A 17,974-nucleotide genomic window follows, 5' to 3' on the forward strand; every position below is an offset into this window, starting at 1 on the left:
AAAACTAACTGGACTGATTATGTGTTTACCAAGCTTCCCCAAAACAGGCAATTTGATCCGTGGCGTCGTAGCAGGTTGCCTGTTCGCCAGCGCGTCGACATACGCCTATACCGTGCCACACGCGCGGGTGGCGCCGACGGTTGACGGTATGGCAACAGAGGCAATCTGGGAAAGCGCCACGTGGATGTCACTCGATCAAATGTTGATTGATAACACCGCCAGCGGGATGCCGGATGCCAAAGACTATTCAGGTCGCCTGAAAGTGGTATGGACCGAGGGCTACCTGTATTTGCTTGCAGAGATTCAGGACGATCATTTTTCCGATACCTACCCCAACCCTTTAGAGCGCTGGTGGGATGACGATACGCTTGAAATCTTTGTCGACCCCGATGCTTCTGGCGGCATCCATGGCGGCCCCGATGCTAAACCCGAGCAGGAATACAACGCGTTTGCCTACCATGTGGGTATCGACAATCAGGTAGTTGATATCGGCCCTGACCAGCACGGTAAAGTAGGGCCGCAACTGTATAACGACCATGTGCAGTCGGTGTGGCGTCGCAGTGCGGAATCTCCCTATCCGATTGTCTGGGAAATGCGTATCGCGCTGTTCAGTGAAGACTGGCTGCCGCAGTCGGGCAGTCCCGCCATTCGATTAAAAGCGGGAGATGAAGTGGGCTTTATGGCGGCCTACATCGATGCCGACGGTGGTGATCGGGAACACTTTATGGGCAGCCACCCGATCGCAGAACGCGCCCCTCACGGGCGTAACTGGGGCTGGGTGGATGCCAGTGTGTTTGGACGACTGACCCTTGCAGAATAAAGCCGTCGATCAGTAGCTCAGCTGAATACCGGCATAGACAGATCTCGGGGTGCCAGGGAAGTACCGGTAGCCCGAGAAACTGCTGAAGTCCGCTCTTTCCGCATAACGCTCGTCAGTCAGGTTCAGGACTTTGAGTGATAGCGTGACTGACGCGAGAGAGAAGCTGGAATACAGGTTCAGCAGGTCGTGGCCTTCGTAGGAATACAGGTTTTCCGGTTCGAGGTAGTAGTCGCCCTGGTTGATCCACTCCAGTTCAATCTTCCCGCCATTCTCCAGGCGATAGCCGAGTGAAGCATTGCCGAAGACGGTCGGGGCGGAATCGACCGCGTTGTTGTAAATACTGGCATTCCCCAGAATGCGATTATCCTTGTACTGGTGCTTCCCATAGTTGAGCGCGGCGCGGGTGTACCAATGCTCATCGAAATCCATGCTGAACGCCGCCTCGGCCCCCTGACTGCTGATTTTGCCGTCTGCAATGTTGAAAAAGTCTGCGTCCCGATAGATCACATTTTCCTTCTCCAGCCCGTAGCCGGTGAATTCAACGGCGAGCCCGTCATGGGTATAGCGATAGCCAATTTCACCCCCCACCTGAGATTCTGAGTCCAGGTCAGTGACGGTTTGTGCGCGCTGTAAACGGTATAGCTCGGTCGCCTGGGGTGGCCTGTATCCGTGGGCAAGGTTGGCGAAAATTTCTGAATTGTCTGACACCGCAATATTGAGCCCCAGTTTCGGGGATACATTGGTAAAGCGGTTTTCGTCATCGGCAGGCCGGCTGTAACGGCAGCCTCCAAACCCACATTCGGTGCCGTCTTCCCGTACGCGCCCATCCGCCATGCGGTTGTTGTAGTCGTAGCGGGTGGTTTCAATTCGCGCGCCGAAGTAGAGCGTCGCGTAGTCGGTCGGCATCCAGGACAGGTGCGCAAAGGTGCTGACTGAAGCTGCCTGTACTTCATAGTCGTACTGTTTGCCGGCCGGGATGGTCTCCACCAGAAATGCTGAACCGACCGTGGGTTCCGCCTGTGTCTGCTTCAGGAATCCATCGGTGATTTCTGCATCCAGGCCGTAGCTCACTTCCAGTGTCGGAGAAAGGCTTCGTACGTAGACGCTTTGCACACCGAGGCTTTTATGACCGTTTTCCTCTAGGGGCGTGCCCGGTAAAAAATGCTGCAGGAAGGCCATGCTGGTATAGCGGAAATACGGGGTTACAAAGATCTTGCTATCTTCACTACTGGCCCAGTCAATCTGGGTGGCGAGGCGCAGAGAGTCGGCATCGCGGTATGCCTCCGGATTGGGGTTTTCCCGGCTGGCTGCTTCGGAGCGATACGCGTCCTGCCCCACAATGTAGCCCGCCGTTTCCTGATTGAGGTTGGCGGCATTGACTGTCGTCGAGAAATTAAATTTCCCCCATGTGGCGTCATGCTTGAAGCGCATCTTTTGTTGCTGGTAACCGGACTGATCCCGGTATCCCCCGTCCTCTGCCACGAGTAAATCCAGTCGCGCTGGCAGTTCGGCTGGGCGGTTGGAAGTGAGCGTCAGCCGGTGATAATCATTGGCGCCCACTTCCAGGCCAAAGCCGCCAAAGGCGCTATCACTCACCTGCGGTGATCGCACATTGATGACGCCACTCATGGCATTGGAACCATATAGCACCGACCCGGCTCCACGGATCACCTCGACGTCCCCGCCCAGTTCGTGCGGGGTATCGAACAGCTCATTAATATTGCAGAACCCGGCGGCGCGCGCGGGTATACCGTCGATCGCCGTCAGTATGCTGCCGCAGGCTCCCGCTCCGGTTAACACCGGTGAGCGAAGCGAAGGAAGGTACTCTTGCCCGTTGCCCTTCGCAATATTGACGCCGGGAAGTCGATTGAGCGCCTCCTGGATATGTTGATGACCGATCAGTTCCGCTGTTTCCTGATCCAGATAGACCGCGTTCAGGAGGGAGCGATGATTGGAAACGACGTCTCGCCCGGCGGTCACAGAAATGGTTTCCAGTGTCTCTGGAAGCTGTTCTGCTTGTACGAAGGCACTGCAGAGTAGGGTGCCAAGCAGGAATGTGGGTCTGGTAATGGGCATGGTTTTGGTGGTCATGAACTTGCTGTACTGGATGTCCTGAAGAGGCTTCAGGTCTTGTATCTAAAGGCGTCCTGGGCAACGACAAGCAATCGGTTGCGAGGCCGGGTTTCTCCCTGCTGGCGCAAGAGCTCCTTAGCCTATCAATCGAAGGGCCTGTTCAGAGCTTTGTGGATGGTACACTGCGCCACCTTTCGATTCAGTAAATACGCACAGTAAACTTCTGCAGATGTCTGTTGGGTTGTGAATGAGTAGCGAGGTGGTCATGTCAGTGGGTATCGGAGAGCTGGGCCAGCGGTTTCGGCAGCTCGATCGACTTTTGGCCCACAACCGTCACCGGTGGCAGTTCCGGCCATTCCACTACCGTGACTGGTACTGGGCGGCAACCCAACCCGCGCTGTGCCGTGCCCTCGATCAGCTCACCGATGTGCAGGTCAGCCAGCTGGAGAGTGACCCGGTCGCAGCGGTCGAGTTTTTCCAGAGCTGGGTACCAGACCTGTGCGAGATCCAGCGACTCGCCAGGCTCCCGCGGGTGACGCCTCGCACCATCTGTCCGCCCGAGCGACTCGATCATGGTGTGCCCGGGCGCAAGTGGCAGCAGGTGCTCGCGTTTGCTGCCGCGCAGCCGCCCAGTGATGCCCCGTTGTTGGAATGGTGTGCGGGCAAGGGCCACCTCGGACGGCTATTTGCTGCTTGTGATCATCGCAACGTCACCAGCCTTGAATGGCAGCCGCAGTTGTGCGGTGAGGGGCATGAGTTGGCGCAGCGCGCCAATGCACCGGTGGAGTTTGTCGAGTGCGATGCGTTTTCCCCCGCGGCGAGCGACTGGGTGACGCCTGACAGAGATGCCGTCGCACTGCATGCCTGCGGCGATTTGCACACGACGTTGATGCGCCTCTGGTCAGAGACCGGTGGACGTCGCCTGAGTATCTCCCCTTGCTGCTATCACTTGATCCGCGATGATGTGTTTCACCCGCTTTCCAAGGCCGCCCTAGCAGGGCAGCTACAGCTCACCCGTGACGATCTGCATTTACCGTTGCAGGAGACCGTGACTGCCGGTGCCAGTGTGCGCAGGCATCGCAACCAGGAGCTTCTGTACCGCATGGCCTTCGATGAATTGCAGCGTGAAGTACGTTGTAGGGATGAATACCTGACGGTACCCAACGTACAGAAAAAGAAGCTCTCGGGTAGTTTTACGGAGTTCTCGCGCTGGGCCGCGGCACGTCGCGAGATTGCGCTGCCGCCAGAGATAGACGAGCAGCGCTGGCTGGAGGCGGGTAGGGCGCGCGTCCATCGGCTGCGAAGGATGGAACTGGTTACACACTTGTTCCGCAGACCGTTGGAACTTTGGCTGGTTTTGGATCGCGCGCTCTATCTGGAAGAGCTTGGCGCATCTGTGGCGTTGGCGGAATTTTGTGAGCGTACGCTGACGCCAAGAAATATCCTTATTCAGGCGGAAAGAAGCCGCTCAACACTCTAAGCTTCTGTGTGGGCGGGTGCTGAATTTTGTCTCTCTGGTATGATGTGCTCGCTGCCTGAAGTGTTACCAAACCTTCGGCAGCGGGCGGCTTGCAAATTTTTCAGTATCTGCATGCCAACTGCACAGAACAAAAAACAAAACAGATCTCTAGAGATGATTAATATTTATTCAAGCTTTTTCTCTGTATTTGGGAGGTATGCCACTGGCTGCCGCTCTCGCCTTTTGGTCGTCATTGTTTCCATTTTCAGCTTCTTGCCTCTCACTGCCGCGGCGAAATTGACGGTGGAAGACTATGGTGCTCTGCCTGGTGTCAGCATGATGACGGTGTCGCCAAAAGGAGACATGATTGCCTACCGCATGGTGCAGCAGGGACGTGATATTGCCGTGGTGTATTCCCTCGCAAAGGGCAAGCTGGTTGGATCTGTTGACCTGAATGAAATCCGCCCGCGCCGGATGTACTTCGCTTCAGACGAGCAGCTGATTTTTGTCGCTTCGAAGATGCGCAAGCTGTATGGTTTCCGCGGCGACAAGCACGATGTAAGTCTTGCCTTTTCCTTAAACCTGAAAAATAACAAGATCCAGCAGTTGCTGACCCCGGGTAACAAGATCTATATGGGGCAAACGGCTGTGGGCAGGATTTCCGGCCTGTCACCGGATAAGAAGTACGCCTATATGCCCGCCTATGTACCGGATAGCAAAACTGACCATTCTCCGCGCTTTTCCCTGATGCGCGTAGAGCTGGATGCACCGCGTTTCCCCAAGGTACATTTCAAGGGTACAGATCACTCGGTTGACTTCCTGCTGAACGAAAACGGTGAAGTGGTTGTTCACGAGATCTTCAACAATAAATCGAATATGCACCGTATCCTGTCTAAACAGGGCGATGAGTGGATAGAAATTTACAGCGAAGAAACCGAGATCCCGAATATTTCTGTGATCGGATTGATGCCGGATCGCCAGTCCCTGGTATTCCAGGCGATCAATTCCGATACGGATCGTGAAGACTTCTTCACCCTCTCTCTGGCAGACGGCGAAATTGCGAACGCGGGCTGGGGCCGAGAGGATGCGGATATCGAGGAGACCTTTATGGGGCTTGATCGCATCGTGTGGGGCGTGCGCTACTCTGGTTTTACACCGTCCTATCGCTTTGTTGATCCCGAATTGCAGCAGCGGATGGAGAATGTTCAGGCGCAGTACCCCGAGCACTCCGTGTCTCTGGCAGACTGGACGGCGAGCTGGTCCGACATGATCGTGTATGTCGAGGGATCCCAGGTCTCCGGCGAGTATCTTAAGGTCTCCGGTGACGATGCTCCGCTTCTGCTGGCCAGTGCCCGTCCGGGTATCGGTTCAGACATGATCCACCCGATCGCGAAAACCCGTTTCAAGTCACGTGATGGCCTGACGATTCCCCTGTTGCTGACGATCCCGCGAGATCGCATAGAGGACATGAGCCAACTACCGGCGATTATGATGCCGCATGGTGGACCGGCGGCCTATGACCGCGTGGCGTTCGACTGGCAAGCGCAGGCGTTTGCCGATAGAGGTTACCTTGTTATCCAGCCTCAATTCCGCGGTTCGACCGGGTTCGGTTACGCACATCGTGAGGCTGGCGACGGCGAGTGGGGTAGGAAGATGCAGGACGACCTTACCGACGCATTGCAGCTGCTCATCAAGCAGGGGATGGTGGATGCCAATCGGACATGTATCGTTGGTTCCAGCTATGGGGGCTATGCAGCATTGGCAGGCGGCGCATTTACACCGGAACTCTATCGCTGCGTTGTCTCAGTCAACGGGGTGGCCGACGTACGGGACATGCTCTACCAGGAGGAGCGTCAGCACGGCGATGACCACTGGGTGGTGTCATACTGGAAGGATTCCATCGGTGATGGCGACGCGGGCAAGCAGCGGCTGAAGGACGTTTCCCCGGCTGAGTATGCGAGCGACTTTGCGGCGCCGGTTCTGCTGATCCACGGAGAATATGACCAGGTTGTGCCGTTCTCACAATCCAAAGACATGTATAAAAAACTCAAAAAGGCAAAAAAGAAGGTCAAGCTGGTCGAACTCGAAAAAGAGACACATTATCTCGAGAACGCTAATACCCGTATGCAGGCACTGGAAGCTATGCTCTCCTTTGTCGACGAGCAAATAGGCAATTAATTGGACGCGAGTCCTTTGTGTCTGAAGGAGCCCGGGGCGGCAAATAGACCGCTCCGTGTTTCCGTCATCGTCTGTATTATTTGTGTGTGGAAGTAGCATTGCCGATAAAGTGAATTTATCAGGCTGTTAGTATTTTCTAATCGTTGAAATAAAAAATCAGGTTCGCTATCAGCGCCATAAGCAGGATTAATTTCCTGTGGTAGGCGTCGCCGAATAAGGTCTGTCTGTACTTTAGTTGGCGAACAAGGAGCGCCTGGTGATGCTTAAGAAAGCCCTTCCCTTTGCCGTCGCACTCGCGACGGCCGTTTCACTACATACCAATGCAGCCCCATCTTCCTCTGCGATGTCCAACACCGACTGGTGGCCAAAAATGGTGGACCTGCAGCCGCTGCGCCTGCATGCAGAAAAGTCGAGTCCGATGGCCGAAGACTTTGACTATGCTGAGGCATTCCTGAGTCTCGACCTCGATGCAGTCAAGGCAGACATTGAAACAGTACTGACAACTTCCCAGGACTGGTGGCCGGCCGACTACGGACACTACGGTCCATTCTTTATCCGCATGGCGTGGCATAGCGCCGGTACTTATCGCGTCTATGATGGGCGCGGAGGTGCAGGTGGAGGCCAGCAGCGTTTCGAGCCTCTCAATAGCTGGCCGGACAATGGCAATCTCGACAAGGCCCGTCGTCTGCTGTGGCCCGTCAAGCAAAAGTACGGCAATAAAATTTCCTGGGCAGACCTGATGGTGCTGGCCGGTAATGTCTCGCTGGAGTCCATGGGTTTTGAAACCTTTGGTTTTGCCGGCGGCCGTGAGGACGACTGGGAGGCCGACGTGGTGTACTGGGGGTCCGAGCGTGAATGGCTCGGCGCCGACAAACGTTACGATGGCAACAAGCTGGAGAAGCCTCTGGCGGCAGTCCAGATGGGGTTGATCTACGTTAACCCGGAAGGTCCCAACGGTAATCCCGATCCGCGGGCTGCCGCAGAGCGCATTCGGGAAACCTTCGGCCGCATGGCCATGAATGACGAAGAAACGGTGGCGCTGATCGCCGGCGGCCATACCTTTGGCAAGGCGCATGGCGCTCACAAACCCGAGAAGTGCCTGGAGGCCGCGCCTGCGGGGGCGCCATTGGAGGCGCAGGGGTTTGGCTGGAAGAACAACTGCGGTAAAGGCAATGCCGAGGACACCGTCACCAGTGGTCTCGAAGGAGCCTGGTCAGCGAACCCGATTGCCTGGAGTACTCAGTTCCTGGACAACCTGTTTGGTTTTGAATGGGTAAAAACCAAGAGCCCCGCGGGACATACCCAGTGGGAGCCGGAAAATGCCGACCAGGCACAGTTTGTCCCGGATGCGCATATTCCTGGCAAGCGCCATGCGCCCATGATGTTTACCACAGACTTGTCACTCCGCTTCGACCCTGAATATCGCAAGATCTCCGAGCGGTTCCAAAAGAATCCCGAGGAATTTCAGCTGGCTTTCTCCAAGGCCTGGTTCAAGCTGACTCACCGCGATCTCGGCCCGCGTGCCCGCTACCTGGGTGAGGAAGTGCCGGAAGAGGTATTGGTTTGGCAGGATCCCATTCCGGCGGTGGACTATCAGCTGATTGATCGTGCCGATATCAAGGCCCTGAAAGCCGATATTCTCGAGACCGGCCTGACCATCCCGCAACTGGTCCGTACCGCCTGGGCATCTGCAGCCACCTTCCGTGGTACCGATATGCGCGGTGGTGCCAATGGCGCACGCCTCCGCCTGGCACCCCAGCGTGACTGGGCGGTGAACAACCCGGTAGAGCTCGAAGCAGTGTTGGCACGACTGGAAAAGGTCCAGCAGGACTTCAACCGCAGCGCACGTGGTGGCAAGCAGGTTTCGCTGGCCGACATTATTGTGCTGGGCGGTGCAGCGGCCATCGAACAGGCGGCGCAAGATGCCGGCTATGACGTTAGCGTACCGTTTGCACCGGGCCGCAACGATGCCCTGCAGTCGCAGACTGATGTGCAGTCTGTCGCCTTCCTGGAGCGCAATGCAGATGGGTTCCGGAACTACTACAGCAGCGAAGCGCATTTGGCACCGGTGGATATGCTGATCGACAGCGCCAACCTGCTGACCCTTAGCGTTCCGGAAATGACCGTTCTCATCGGTGGCCTGCGCACCATGGGTGCCAACCACAGTGATGTAAAGCATGGTGTCTTCACCGATCGTCCGGGTACCCTCAGCAATGATTTCTTCGTGAATCTGTTGGACATGTCCACTCAGTGGCGCAAATCCACAACGCAGGAAGGTCTGTATGAGGGGCGTGATCGCGATGGCAATGCCGTGAAGTGGACAGCGACGCCGGTAGACCTCGTGTTTGGTTCCAACTCTGAGTTGCGCGCCGTCGCCGAATTTTACGCGGCAGATGATAATGGCCAGCAGTTTGTGCAGGATTTTGTTGAAGCGTGGCACAAAGTGATGACCCTGGATCGCTTTGACCTGAAAGGATAAGGTTCACAGGAAACCGGAAGAGGGCGGCCATTGGCCGCCCTCTTTATTGGACGACTATTCGATTGGTATTAGAGTCTCAGCAAGCGCGAATATGGCTACGCTTATAGAGCATGGCACCGAATGGGCCCGAATAGAGGAGCGTGACCAGTGACTGATCCAAAGCGAGCATCCGACACCCCATATGCCGTAGAAGTGACGGCGGGAGAGTGCTATTTCTGGTGCGCCTGTGGAAAAAGTGAGAGCCAGCCCTTCTGTGATGGGTCCCACAAGGGCAGTGACTTTAGCCCGGTAAAATATGAAGCAACCGAAAGCAAAAAAGTCTTCTTCTGCGGCTGTAAGCAGACAGGCACGCCACCGCTATGCGATGGAAGTCATAAAACCTGAGGGGTAGTGTCTTCTATGCGACGCCGGTAACTGCAGCGGCCGCTTCGGCCCGCCGTTGTGCATCGTTTACTTCGTATAGAGATGAATCGTGCAATGAAAAAAGCCAGCCCCTTGGGGCTGGCTTTTTTGCTTGGTCAGAAGGTCAAGTCCCGAAAGGGATCAGGTCTTGAGCTTTTTGTACTGCATGCGGTGCGGTGTTGCATCGGAGCCCATACGCTCTACAAAGTCTTCGTGGTACTCGGTGTAGTTCCCTTCAAAGAACACCACGTTGCTGTCTCCCTCGTATGCGAGGATGTGGGTGGCAACACGGTCGAGGAACCAGCGGTCGTGCGAAATTACCATGGCGCAGCCGGGGAAACTCAGCAGGGCTTCTTCCAGGGCGCGCAGGGTTTCGATATCGAGGTCGTTCGAGGGTTCGTCGAGCAGTAGTACGTTGGCGCCCTGCTTCAGGGTATATGCCAAGTGCAGGCGGCCGCGCTCACCACCGGAGAGTTCGCCGACACGCTTCTGCTGGTCACTACCCTTGAAGTTAAAGCGACCGATGTAGTTGCGTGAACCCACCTCGTAGTTGTTGATTTTGATCATGTCGTGGCCGTCGGATACGGCTTCCCACACGGTCTTGTTATCGTCGAGGTTTTCGCGGCTCTGGTCGACGCTGGCGATCTGCACGGTCTCGCCGATTTTGATCTCACCGGAATCCGGCTGCTCGGCGCCGTTGATCATGCGGAACAGGGTGGACTTACCGGCGCCGTTACCGCCGACGATACCCACGATCGCACCCTTGGGTACACGGAAAGACAGGTCGTCGATCAGCAGGCGATCACCAAAGGCCTTACTCACGTTATTCAGCTCAATCACATTATCGCCCAGGCGCTCACCCGGCGGAATGTAGATTTCGTTGGTCTCGTTGCGGGCCTGGAATTCCTGCGACTGCATTTCTTCCAGACGGGACAGGCGTGCTTTGTTCTTGGACTGGCGGCCCTTGGGGTTCTGGCGCGCCCACTCGAGTTCCTTTTGCATGGCTTTGGCGCGGGCCTGTTCGCCACGCTGCTCCTGCTCCAGGCGCTTCTCTTTCTGCTCCAGCCAGGTGGTGTAGTTACCTTCCCAGGGGATACCGTGGCCGCGGTCCAGTTCCAGAATCCAGCCGGCAACATTGTCGAGGAAGTAACGGTCGTGGGTAATGGCCACCACGGTGCCATCAAAGTCGTGCAGGAAGCGCTCGAGCCAGAATACGGATTCCGCATCCAGGTGGTTGGTCGGTTCGTCCAGCAGCAGCATGTCGGGGCGGGACAGCAACAGGCGACACAGGGCCACACGGCGCTTCTCACCACCGGAGAGTTTGGTGACATCCGCATCCCACGGCGGCAGGCGCAGCGCGTCGGCAGCGACTTCCAGACGGTGCTCCAGGTTGTGGGCGTCCCACGCCTGAATCACGTCTTCAAACTGCTGCTGCTTTTTGGCCAGCGCGTCGAAGTCGGCGTCCGGCTCGGCATAGTCGGCGTAGACCTGCTCCAGGCCCTGCAGGGCATCGATGGCTTCACGCACGCCGTCTTCGACGTTGCCGCGCACATCTTTCCCCGGGTCCAGCTGGGGTTCCTGCGGCAGGTAGCCCACCTTGATGCCAGGCATGGCGCGGGCTTCACCGTTGAAGTCCTGATCGACGCCAGCCATGATCCGCAGCAGCGTGGACTTACCCGCACCGTTCAGGCCGAGTACGCCGATTTTTGCGCCAGGAAAGAAGGACAGGGAAATATCTTTCAGGATTTCCCGCTTGGGCGGAACAACCTTGCCCACGCGGTTCATTGTGTATACGTATTCAGCCATTAGCGCTCAATTCCAGTCGATCAGATTTTGCGCGCAAGTTAGCAGGTTGGTCGGAAACTGCAACCTGCATTGTTAATGCCCTTTTTTGGACATTGTGGCCTGTTGGTGGTCGGCTGGTTGTGCTTTACGGATGCTCGGGCAGCTCGGTGGCGGCGATGATTCCGGGAACACTCTGCGAGACTCGAGCTAGGCGCCCCCCCCCTCAACCCATCCATGGAGGCTCGGCTGCGGCCGTCCTGGCCGCAGACGGTCTCGCAGAGTGTTCCCGAAACCAGCGCCTTCTCTGGAGGGTTGTTGGTTTCAATAAGCTACGGAGTCTGCTGGTAGGATTTAAGGCGGAGTGGCGGGGGGACTCTCTTCGAAAGCGTCGGCGACAGGGACGTCGCCGACGCAGCTTACAGGGATGTATGCATAGCGGTTTCGAAGAGAGTCCCCCCGCCGCTACGCCGCCACCGGTCTGGCTGTGTTGGGAATGAACAATCGCTTACGGCTGGAGATGGTAATGCCATAACCCCATTATCTATGTTTAACTTTGCCGCAAATAACACAAGCGGGAAGCAGAATGACCCAGGATTTGCCTCTTATCGTCGAACGTCAGGGCCCGATCGGCAAACTGACCCTCAACCTCCCCAAGGCCCTCAATGCCCTTAACCGGGAAATGATTGATGGCCTGTGGCTACAGCTGGAAGCGTGGGAGCATGACGACAGTGTCGCCTGTATCTGGATTGAAGGGGCTGGCGAGAAGGCGCTGTGTGCCGGTGGCGATGTGGTGGCCCTGCATCGGGAGTCTGGCAGTTACGACGCGCCGGGGGCCGGTGAATTTATTACCGATTTCTTTACCCACGAATATCGCCTCGATTACCGCATTCATCAGTACCCGAAGCCGATCGTGGTGTGGGGCAATGGCATTGTGATGGGTGGCGGTATCGGCATTATGAACGGTGCCAGTCATCGCATTGTGACGGAAACTACGCGCATGGCGATGCCGGAAATCACCATTGGTTTGTTCCCCGATGTAGGCGGCAGCTGGTTTCTCAACCGTATGCCCGGGCGTACCGGACTGTTCCTCGGCCTGACCGGCGCCCAGTTCAATGGGAGTGATGCCATTTACTGTGGTATGGCGGATCGGCTGTTGCCCAGTGATCGTAAAGCTGCCTTGCTGAACGGTTTGGCAGCACTCGACTTCTCTGCGGATATTGACAACAACCATGTGCTGGTCAGCAAGCAAGTGCAGTCTCTGGAGATGGCGAGTGCGGATCAGCCGGCATCCAACCTGCGTCATCACTATGACGCCATTCAGGAATTGACCGACGGCGCGACCCTGCCGGAAGTCTATGCCGATATTGCTGCCTACAGCGGTGATGACAAATGGCTGCAGCGCGCTTCGTCCACGATGCAGGCGGGTTGCCCACTCACGGCCTGGATTGTGTGGGAGCAGTTGCGACGCGGCCGGCATCTATCCCTGGCAGAAGTCCTGCGCATGGAACTGGTACTGGCGGTAAACATGTGTAGCAACGGTCAGGTGAAGGAAGGGGTGCGGGCCTTGCTGATCGACAAGGATCGCCAGCCGCAATGGCAGCCGGCGACACTCGCAGAAGTTACCCGTGAAGATATTGAGCGCTGCTTTGCAGCGCCCTGGGAACAAAACCCGCTGGCAGATCTGTAGCGGGCCTATTTCATGGGTTTGTGTAGCGGACTGCGGTTTAGTCGCGGTAGAGCACCGTTACGGCGGTGCCTTCTGCCACTACCGAACCGGAAACCACGCGCCCGTTGCCTGCGGCGGGATCTGACTTCTCCATTGCCACCTTCCATTCTCCCGCCGGCAGGCTGTGGGTGTAATTATCGGCACTGTTGTAGATCACGAGTATTTCACTCCAGCTGTCGCCTACCGCGGCACCGTTAATGTGATTGACCACCACCCCATAGCGCGGGCGGTTGCTGGTCACATGCTGGTTAACGGCGTCCCAGGTGGTCAGGCGGAACGCGGGGTGTGCACGGCGCAGCGCAATCACATCGCGGTAGTAGTCGTACACATCGGCGTTGTCGATTTTCCAGCTCCAATAGTACTGGTTGATTGCATCCGGTGATTTGTAGCTGTTGTGGTCTTCCTGTTTGTCGCGCATCAGTTCCACACCGCCGTGCAGGAATGGAATGCCCTGGCTGGTGAGCACAATGCCGTTGGCAAACATCTGGATACGTCGCAGGTAACCGCTATCGCGGCTGACACCGTTCAGGTCCGCCCACTGCAAAATCTTGTCACGCAGGCTCAGGTTATCGTGAGCGGATACATAGTTGATGCTCTGCTCCGGGTCCATGGCAAACATCGGATCCCACAAATCGATGTTGGTATTGGCATTGTTGCTGTAGCGCAATGCGCCGCGGCTGCCGACTTCAATCCGCCAGGTGTCCGGGTTGTTGTTGAAGGCATAGCAATCGCCAGGGTTACAGCCGCCGTTGTCGTTCTGGCCTTTGATCGCCTCGCGGAATTTGGGGTTGAACACACCTACGCGCGCTTCATGAATACGGCCGATAGTGCCGAGACGTACCCGCTCCAGCTCGCGTGGATCGGAAGCGTAACCGTTCCAGGGTTCGCCGTAGATCAGCAGGTTTCTGTCGGGGAAGGTAGCGTTCAGGTGCGTGCCCCATTCTTCCACTTCGTCGTAATCGAAGATCCCGATCAGGTCGAAGCGGAATCCATCGATGTTGTACTCCTCCACCCAGTACTCGAGCGAATCGCGAATCATGCGACTCACCATCGGCACATTGGCATCAATACTGTTGCCGGTGCCGGACAGGTCCGTCGGGGTGTAGTAGCTGGTGGAAATGGGTTCGAACATTTCCTTGGCGTAGGTGTGGTTGTACACCACATCCATAATCACGCGGATGCCGGCCTTGTGGAATGCATCCACCATCTGCTTGAACTCGCGCACGCGGTTTTCGTAATCGAACGGCGTCAGCGAATAGCGTTCTTCCGGGATGCTGTAATTGCGCGGATCGTAGCCCCAGTTGTAGCAGGTGTTGTCCGTCACATCCGGACAGGAACCAAAATCATAAGAGGGCAATAACTGCACATGGGTTACGCCCAGTTCCTTCAGGTGATCGATACCGGTGGCGACGCCATTGTAGGTGGTGCCACTCTCCACCATGCCGAGGAACTTGCCGCGTTTGTCACTGCTTACACCGGACTCCGGTGCGATAGTGAAGTCACGGACGTGTACCTCGTAAATAATGGCATCCTCGCGGGCGTTCATGGCGGGGCGCGCCGACCAGCCACCGGGCAGATCGGTACTGTCCAGATCCATCACGATATTGTTATTGGTGTTGGGTTCCACCATGCGGCCGTAGGGGTCGCGTACCGAGTTGCCGTTCACCACAAAGTAATAGGGCTTGAGCTTCCAGTCGCCGCTGACGACAACCGAATACACGTCGGTCAGGCCGTTACTGTCGGGGACTTTATTCATCGGGTAACTCTGGCCATCGAGGACCAGCTGCACATCGCTGTGGTCCGGGGACCAGAGCGAGAAGCGGGTTTCGGTTGCGCTGTAGATTGCGCCGAGGGCCTCCACGTTTCCACCACAGTTGCTGCTGCAGGCGACACTTTCCAGCGTGTAACTCAGGTTGGTATCGTTGACGGTAAGCAGGTAGTCGCCGGTGACCGCGGTATAGATATCTGCACCGGTCTGCTCGAGGGTGCCGTCTGCACCATTGTCACCATAGTTCCAGCTCCAGTCACCGTTGACGTCGAGCTTGAAGCGCTGGTTTGCCTGGCCATCAAAATTAACCTGCACCTGCCAGGTGTTGTCGTCGACCAGTGCCAGCTCTGTGGTGCCCCAGCCATTGGGGGTTCCGCGGAAAAACAGGCCGGGGAAATTACTCTGGTAGCCACCTGGCGAATCGCAGCTGGCAACTTCCGTCACCTGAATGGATTTGCTGTCACTGTAGAAAGTGATTGCGTAATTTTTGCCGGCTTCTACCCCGTAATCTGATGTGGGGTAGTTTTCCTGCCAGTTGCCATAGCGGTCTATCTTGAAACGCGGGCCGCCATTAGCGTCGCCGGCGGCAAAGGTCTGGCAGGTTTCATATTGGGTGCCGCCGACGGCTGTCATGGCATCGGTCTCCCAGCCATTGGGGGTGCCGCGAAAGTACCACTCTGCCGAAGCACTGGCGGAACAGAGAGTAATAAGCAGGCAGGAGAGTGCCGGTAGTCGGGTTCGACCACCATCTGTGGGGTTGATCATCGCTGTGTACCGTTATTATTTTGTTGGAATTATTGGTCGAATTTCATGACACAACTGGGGCTTCGATCGGCCTTCACCGCAGGGTCCAGACTAGTGCCGGGCTGGAACCGGGCACATCCCCCTGCGCCGGGGCGTAGTTCGAAAGTCCCATTGATCGTCTGGAGCACGGGTTCCCGGTGTGGAAAAGATGAATTTGCCGGCTACCCGGCGTATCTTTGCAAAGTATTGGCCTGGCTTCTTTGATGCGGGGTCCATGCATCCGTGAGAGGGAATAGCGGCGGCAGGCAAACTAACAATGACAAAAGGGATGATGCGGATGAAGACAGTAGCGTTCATTGGCCTCGGTAATATGGGTGGGCCGATGGCCTCAAACCTGGTGAAGAACGGCTTTACGGTACGTGCGTTTGATCTCGCGGCGGTTGCCCTCGAACAAGCTGTCCTGAATGGCTGCATCGCTGCAGAAAGTGCTCACCATGCGGTGGAGGGCGCCGATGTGGTGTTATCCATGCTGACCAGCGGGGACGGGGTGCGCTCGCTTTATCTGGGCGCGCGCGGTCTTCTGCAGGCCATGGATGACAATGCGTTATTGATCGATTGCTCTACCATCGCTGCCAGTGATGCCCGTCAGGTGATTGCGGCGGCCGGTGAACGCGGGATTGCCGCTGTCGATGCGCCGGTTTCTGGTGGTACGGCTGCGGCGGCAGCGGGAACCCTGTCCTTTATGTGTGGTGGGGATGCGGAAGCGGTTGAGCGGGCGCGACCGGTGCTCGAGGCCATGGGTGCGAATATTTTCCATGCGGGCCCGGCGGGCAGTGGGCAGGTGGCCAAGATCTGCAACAACATGCTGCTGGCGATTCATATGATCGGCACTTCGGAAGCTTTGCAGCTGGGCGTCGATAATGGTCTCGACCCCAATGTATTGTCGGACATCATGAAGGCCAGCTCCGGTGGTAATTGGTCGCTGGAAAAATACAATCCCTATCCCGGTGTCATGGAAGGGGTGCCTGCCAGCCACGATTATGCCGGAGGCTTTTCGGTGGCATTAATGCTGAAAGACCTGGGGTTGGCGATGGATACGGCAGCGGGCAGTGCGTCCTCCACACCGCTCGGTGCGCTGGCCAAAAACCTGTATCAGCTGCACGGCGGCGATCCCGTGAACCAGCGCCTGGATTTTTCCAGTATCCAGAACCTGTTCCGGCGGCCCGTCGGTAACTGATCGAAGTCAGCACTAATCGGACCGCCGGATAAATTCAGGGCGAGGTTCAGGCGCTGGCCGTTGTGGTGTTGTGATTGGCGGTAGCTTTTTGCAGCCATTCCAGCGCCGCATCGCGTTGCTCGAAGTGTTCCAGTTCGGCAGCGGTAAACCAGTCGGCGACTTTGGTTGCCAGCGCCAGCCAGTTTTTATTGCCGAGGATGGCGATGCGGCAAAAGTCCTTGCCGTGGCGCAGGCCGAGCTTCAAATCATCCCAGGCCGCACGTAACTCCCATCCTTCCAGCTCGCTGATATCCACCAATGCTTTCACCTGCGGGTGTTCCACGGCGGCCAGTGCGCTTTCCAGCAGCGGGTTAATGGTCTCGTAGTCTGCATGGGTCAGCTTGCCGATAATACGCAGGTACAAAAAGAATTCGCTGTCTACTCGCTCAATGCCAATTGATAGGCCATGTCGGTTTGCCTTGCTCATGGTGCGCTCCTTTTTTCCATCTTACATTCCGCTGTAGCCGCTGCGTTACGCCGTTGCGCGCTGCTCCTCAATGGGGTCGACCGGAACGTGCGTGACGTAATGGTGCAGTGATTCGTACAGCCGCTTCAGGCTGGTATCGAACAGAGGGTCCGCCTGCAGTTTCAGGGTTTCACCAATCCGGTCCCAGTCTTCCGCCTCCAGCAACCGTTCAAACTGCGGGAAGAGGTGGCGGTTCTCCTTGTCCATATGGCCCCACTGCAGTTCCAGGTATTTCTGGGTGGCACCAAACAGTTGTGAGCGTTCTACCGCGGAGTCATTGGCCACAGCATAAAACAGGGTCGTCATGCGCCGGGTCGCCTCGGCGATGTCACGGTGCTCCTGTTGAATCTCCTTGATCGGTGCCAGGTCTGCACCCGGTATGGCCTGCAGGTGTTGCATGGCCAGGTCCTCAAGCGGGTGGTGCCAGCGATCCGGATACGTGCTGATGTAATCGAGGGCATCGAGAATCAGGCCCAGAGTGGCCGGGTCGCGATCACGCCGGTCGAGGTCGGCGAGCAATCTCTCCATCGCCTGTAGCAATTGCTGCATATTGCGGTGATCGCGGCACAGTTGTCGGTATAGAGGGTGCATGGGCTTGCCTCCGCTGATGGCTTTTCCCTGATGGTAGGCCGAGGGGGGTGGACTCCCTTGACCTGGATCAAGTCCGTCGCGTTTGTCGGCGCCTGTTTTCCTGCGTCGGATCAAATGGCGGCAGCTGACGATCCGTTGATGTGGATCAATTTGTGGAGGGGGGCGCGCAGTTACTCTGCGCCCGTCCCGACCACTGAACCAACGGAT

General features: G+C 57.0%; 12 protein-coding genes. 7 read left to right on the forward strand and 5 right to left on the reverse strand.

What is annotated here, in order from left to right; translation table 11 throughout:
• Window positions 1-19: 19 nt before the first annotated feature.
• Window positions 20-820, forward strand: coding sequence for a sugar-binding protein (locus ACXAD0_RS05780; protein WP_475087415.1), 801 nt, complete (start codon window positions 20-22; stop codon window positions 818-820).
• 9 nt (window positions 821-829) lie between these two features.
• Here ACXAD0_RS05780 and ACXAD0_RS05785 read toward each other — a convergent pair whose 3' ends face one another.
• Entirely contained in the window at window positions 830-2,911 is a 2,082-nt protein-coding gene (locus tag ACXAD0_RS05785; RefSeq protein ID WP_475087416.1) for a TonB-dependent receptor, read from the reverse strand.
• Window positions 2,912-3,140: 229 nt separating this feature from the next.
• Here ACXAD0_RS05785 and ACXAD0_RS05790 point away from each other — a divergent pair, with 229 nt between their 5' ends.
• The 4 genes from ACXAD0_RS05790 to ACXAD0_RS05805 all read left to right on the forward strand — a co-directional run bounded on the left by ACXAD0_RS05790 (window position 3,141) and on the right by ACXAD0_RS05805 (window position 9,393).
• Window positions 3,141-4,373 carry a methyltransferase gene (locus ACXAD0_RS05790; RefSeq protein ID WP_475087417.1) on the forward strand — a complete coding sequence of 411 codons (1,233 nt, stop codon included), beginning with the start codon at window positions 3,141-3,143 and terminating at the stop codon, window positions 4,371-4,373.
• Window positions 4,374-4,655: 282 nt separating this feature from the next.
• On the forward strand, window positions 4,656-6,530 hold the full coding sequence (locus tag ACXAD0_RS05795; RefSeq protein WP_475087418.1) for an alpha/beta hydrolase family protein: 1,875 nt from the start codon (window positions 4,656-4,658) through the stop codon (window positions 6,528-6,530).
• Between the two features lie 259 nt (window positions 6,531-6,789).
• Window positions 6,790-9,009, forward strand: a complete 2,220-nt coding sequence (katG, locus tag ACXAD0_RS05800) for a catalase/peroxidase HPI (protein ID WP_475087419.1) — start codon at window positions 6,790-6,792, stop codon at window positions 9,007-9,009.
• Between the two features lie 192 nt (window positions 9,010-9,201).
• Window positions 9,202-9,393, forward strand: coding sequence for a CDGSH iron-sulfur domain-containing protein (locus tag ACXAD0_RS05805; protein ID WP_475090316.1), 192 nt, complete (start codon window positions 9,202-9,204; stop codon window positions 9,391-9,393).
• 159 nt (window positions 9,394-9,552) lie between these two features.
• Here the strand turns inward: ACXAD0_RS05805 and ettA are convergent, their stop codons facing one another.
• Window positions 9,553-11,217 carry an energy-dependent translational throttle protein EttA gene (gene ettA / locus ACXAD0_RS05810; RefSeq protein WP_475087420.1) on the reverse strand — a complete coding sequence of 555 codons (1,665 nt, stop codon included), beginning with the start codon at window positions 11,215-11,217 and terminating at the stop codon, window positions 9,553-9,555.
• A gap of 562 nt (window positions 11,218-11,779) precedes the next feature.
• Between ettA and ACXAD0_RS05815 the strand changes: the two genes are divergently transcribed.
• On the forward strand, window positions 11,780-12,883 hold the full coding sequence (locus tag ACXAD0_RS05815; protein WP_475087421.1) for an enoyl-CoA hydratase/isomerase family protein: 1,104 nt from the start codon (window positions 11,780-11,782) through the stop codon (window positions 12,881-12,883).
• 37 nt (window positions 12,884-12,920) lie between these two features.
• On the opposite strand, the gene pulA is transcribed toward ACXAD0_RS05815, so the two are convergent.
• A complete protein-coding gene (pulA, locus tag ACXAD0_RS05820) occupies window positions 12,921-15,455 on the reverse strand; it encodes a type I pullulanase (RefSeq protein WP_475087422.1) in 2,535 nt (844 codons plus the stop codon).
• A gap of 316 nt (window positions 15,456-15,771) precedes the next feature.
• On the opposite strand from pulA, the gene mmsB reads away from it, so the two are divergent.
• Complete coding sequence (gene mmsB, locus ACXAD0_RS05825) at window positions 15,772-16,671, forward strand: 3-hydroxyisobutyrate dehydrogenase (protein WP_475087423.1); 900 nt, start codon at window positions 15,772-15,774, stop codon at window positions 16,669-16,671.
• 46 nt (window positions 16,672-16,717) lie between these two features.
• Here the strand turns inward: mmsB and ACXAD0_RS05830 are convergent, their stop codons facing one another.
• Both ACXAD0_RS05830 and ACXAD0_RS05835 read right to left on the reverse strand, forming a co-directional pair.
• Entirely contained in the window at window positions 16,718-17,137 is a 420-nt protein-coding gene (locus ACXAD0_RS05830; RefSeq protein WP_475087424.1) for a SpoIIAA family protein, read from the reverse strand.
• A gap of 45 nt (window positions 17,138-17,182) precedes the next feature.
• Entirely contained in the window at window positions 17,183-17,767 is a 585-nt protein-coding gene (locus ACXAD0_RS05835) for a hemerythrin domain-containing protein (protein ID WP_475087425.1), read from the reverse strand.
• Window positions 17,768-17,974: the final 207 nt, after the last annotated feature.

The organism is Microbulbifer sp. ABF4_148, assembly GCF_056158985.1.

Bases quoted from the DNA above. Each gene is read 5' to 3' on its own strand.
- ACXAD0_RS05780 (WP_475087415.1), top strand. From the start codon at position 20: ATGTGTTTACCAAGCTTCCCCAAAACAGGCAATTTGATCCGTGGCGTC.
- ACXAD0_RS05785 (WP_475087416.1), bottom strand. From the start codon at position 2,911: ATGACCACCAAAACCATGCCCATTACCAGACCCACATTCCTGCTTGGC.
- ACXAD0_RS05790 (WP_475087417.1), top strand. From the start codon at position 3,141: ATGAGTAGCGAGGTGGTCATGTCAGTGGGTATCGGAGAGCTGGGCCAG.
- katG (WP_475087419.1), top strand. From the start codon at position 6,790: ATGCTTAAGAAAGCCCTTCCCTTTGCCGTCGCACTCGCGACGGCCGTT.
- ettA (WP_475087420.1), bottom strand. From the start codon at position 11,217: ATGGCTGAATACGTATACACAATGAACCGCGTGGGCAAGGTTGTTCCG.
- ACXAD0_RS05815 (WP_475087421.1), top strand. From the start codon at position 11,780: ATGACCCAGGATTTGCCTCTTATCGTCGAACGTCAGGGCCCGATCGGC.
- pulA (WP_475087422.1), bottom strand. From the start codon at position 15,455: ATGATCAACCCCACAGATGGTGGTCGAACCCGACTACCGGCACTCTCC.
- mmsB (WP_475087423.1), top strand. From the start codon at position 15,772: ATGAAGACAGTAGCGTTCATTGGCCTCGGTAATATGGGTGGGCCGATG.
- ACXAD0_RS05830 (WP_475087424.1), bottom strand. From the start codon at position 17,137: ATGAGCAAGGCAAACCGACATGGCCTATCAATTGGCATTGAGCGAGTA.
- ACXAD0_RS05835 (WP_475087425.1), bottom strand. From the start codon at position 17,767: ATGCACCCTCTATACCGACAACTGTGCCGCGATCACCGCAATATGCAG.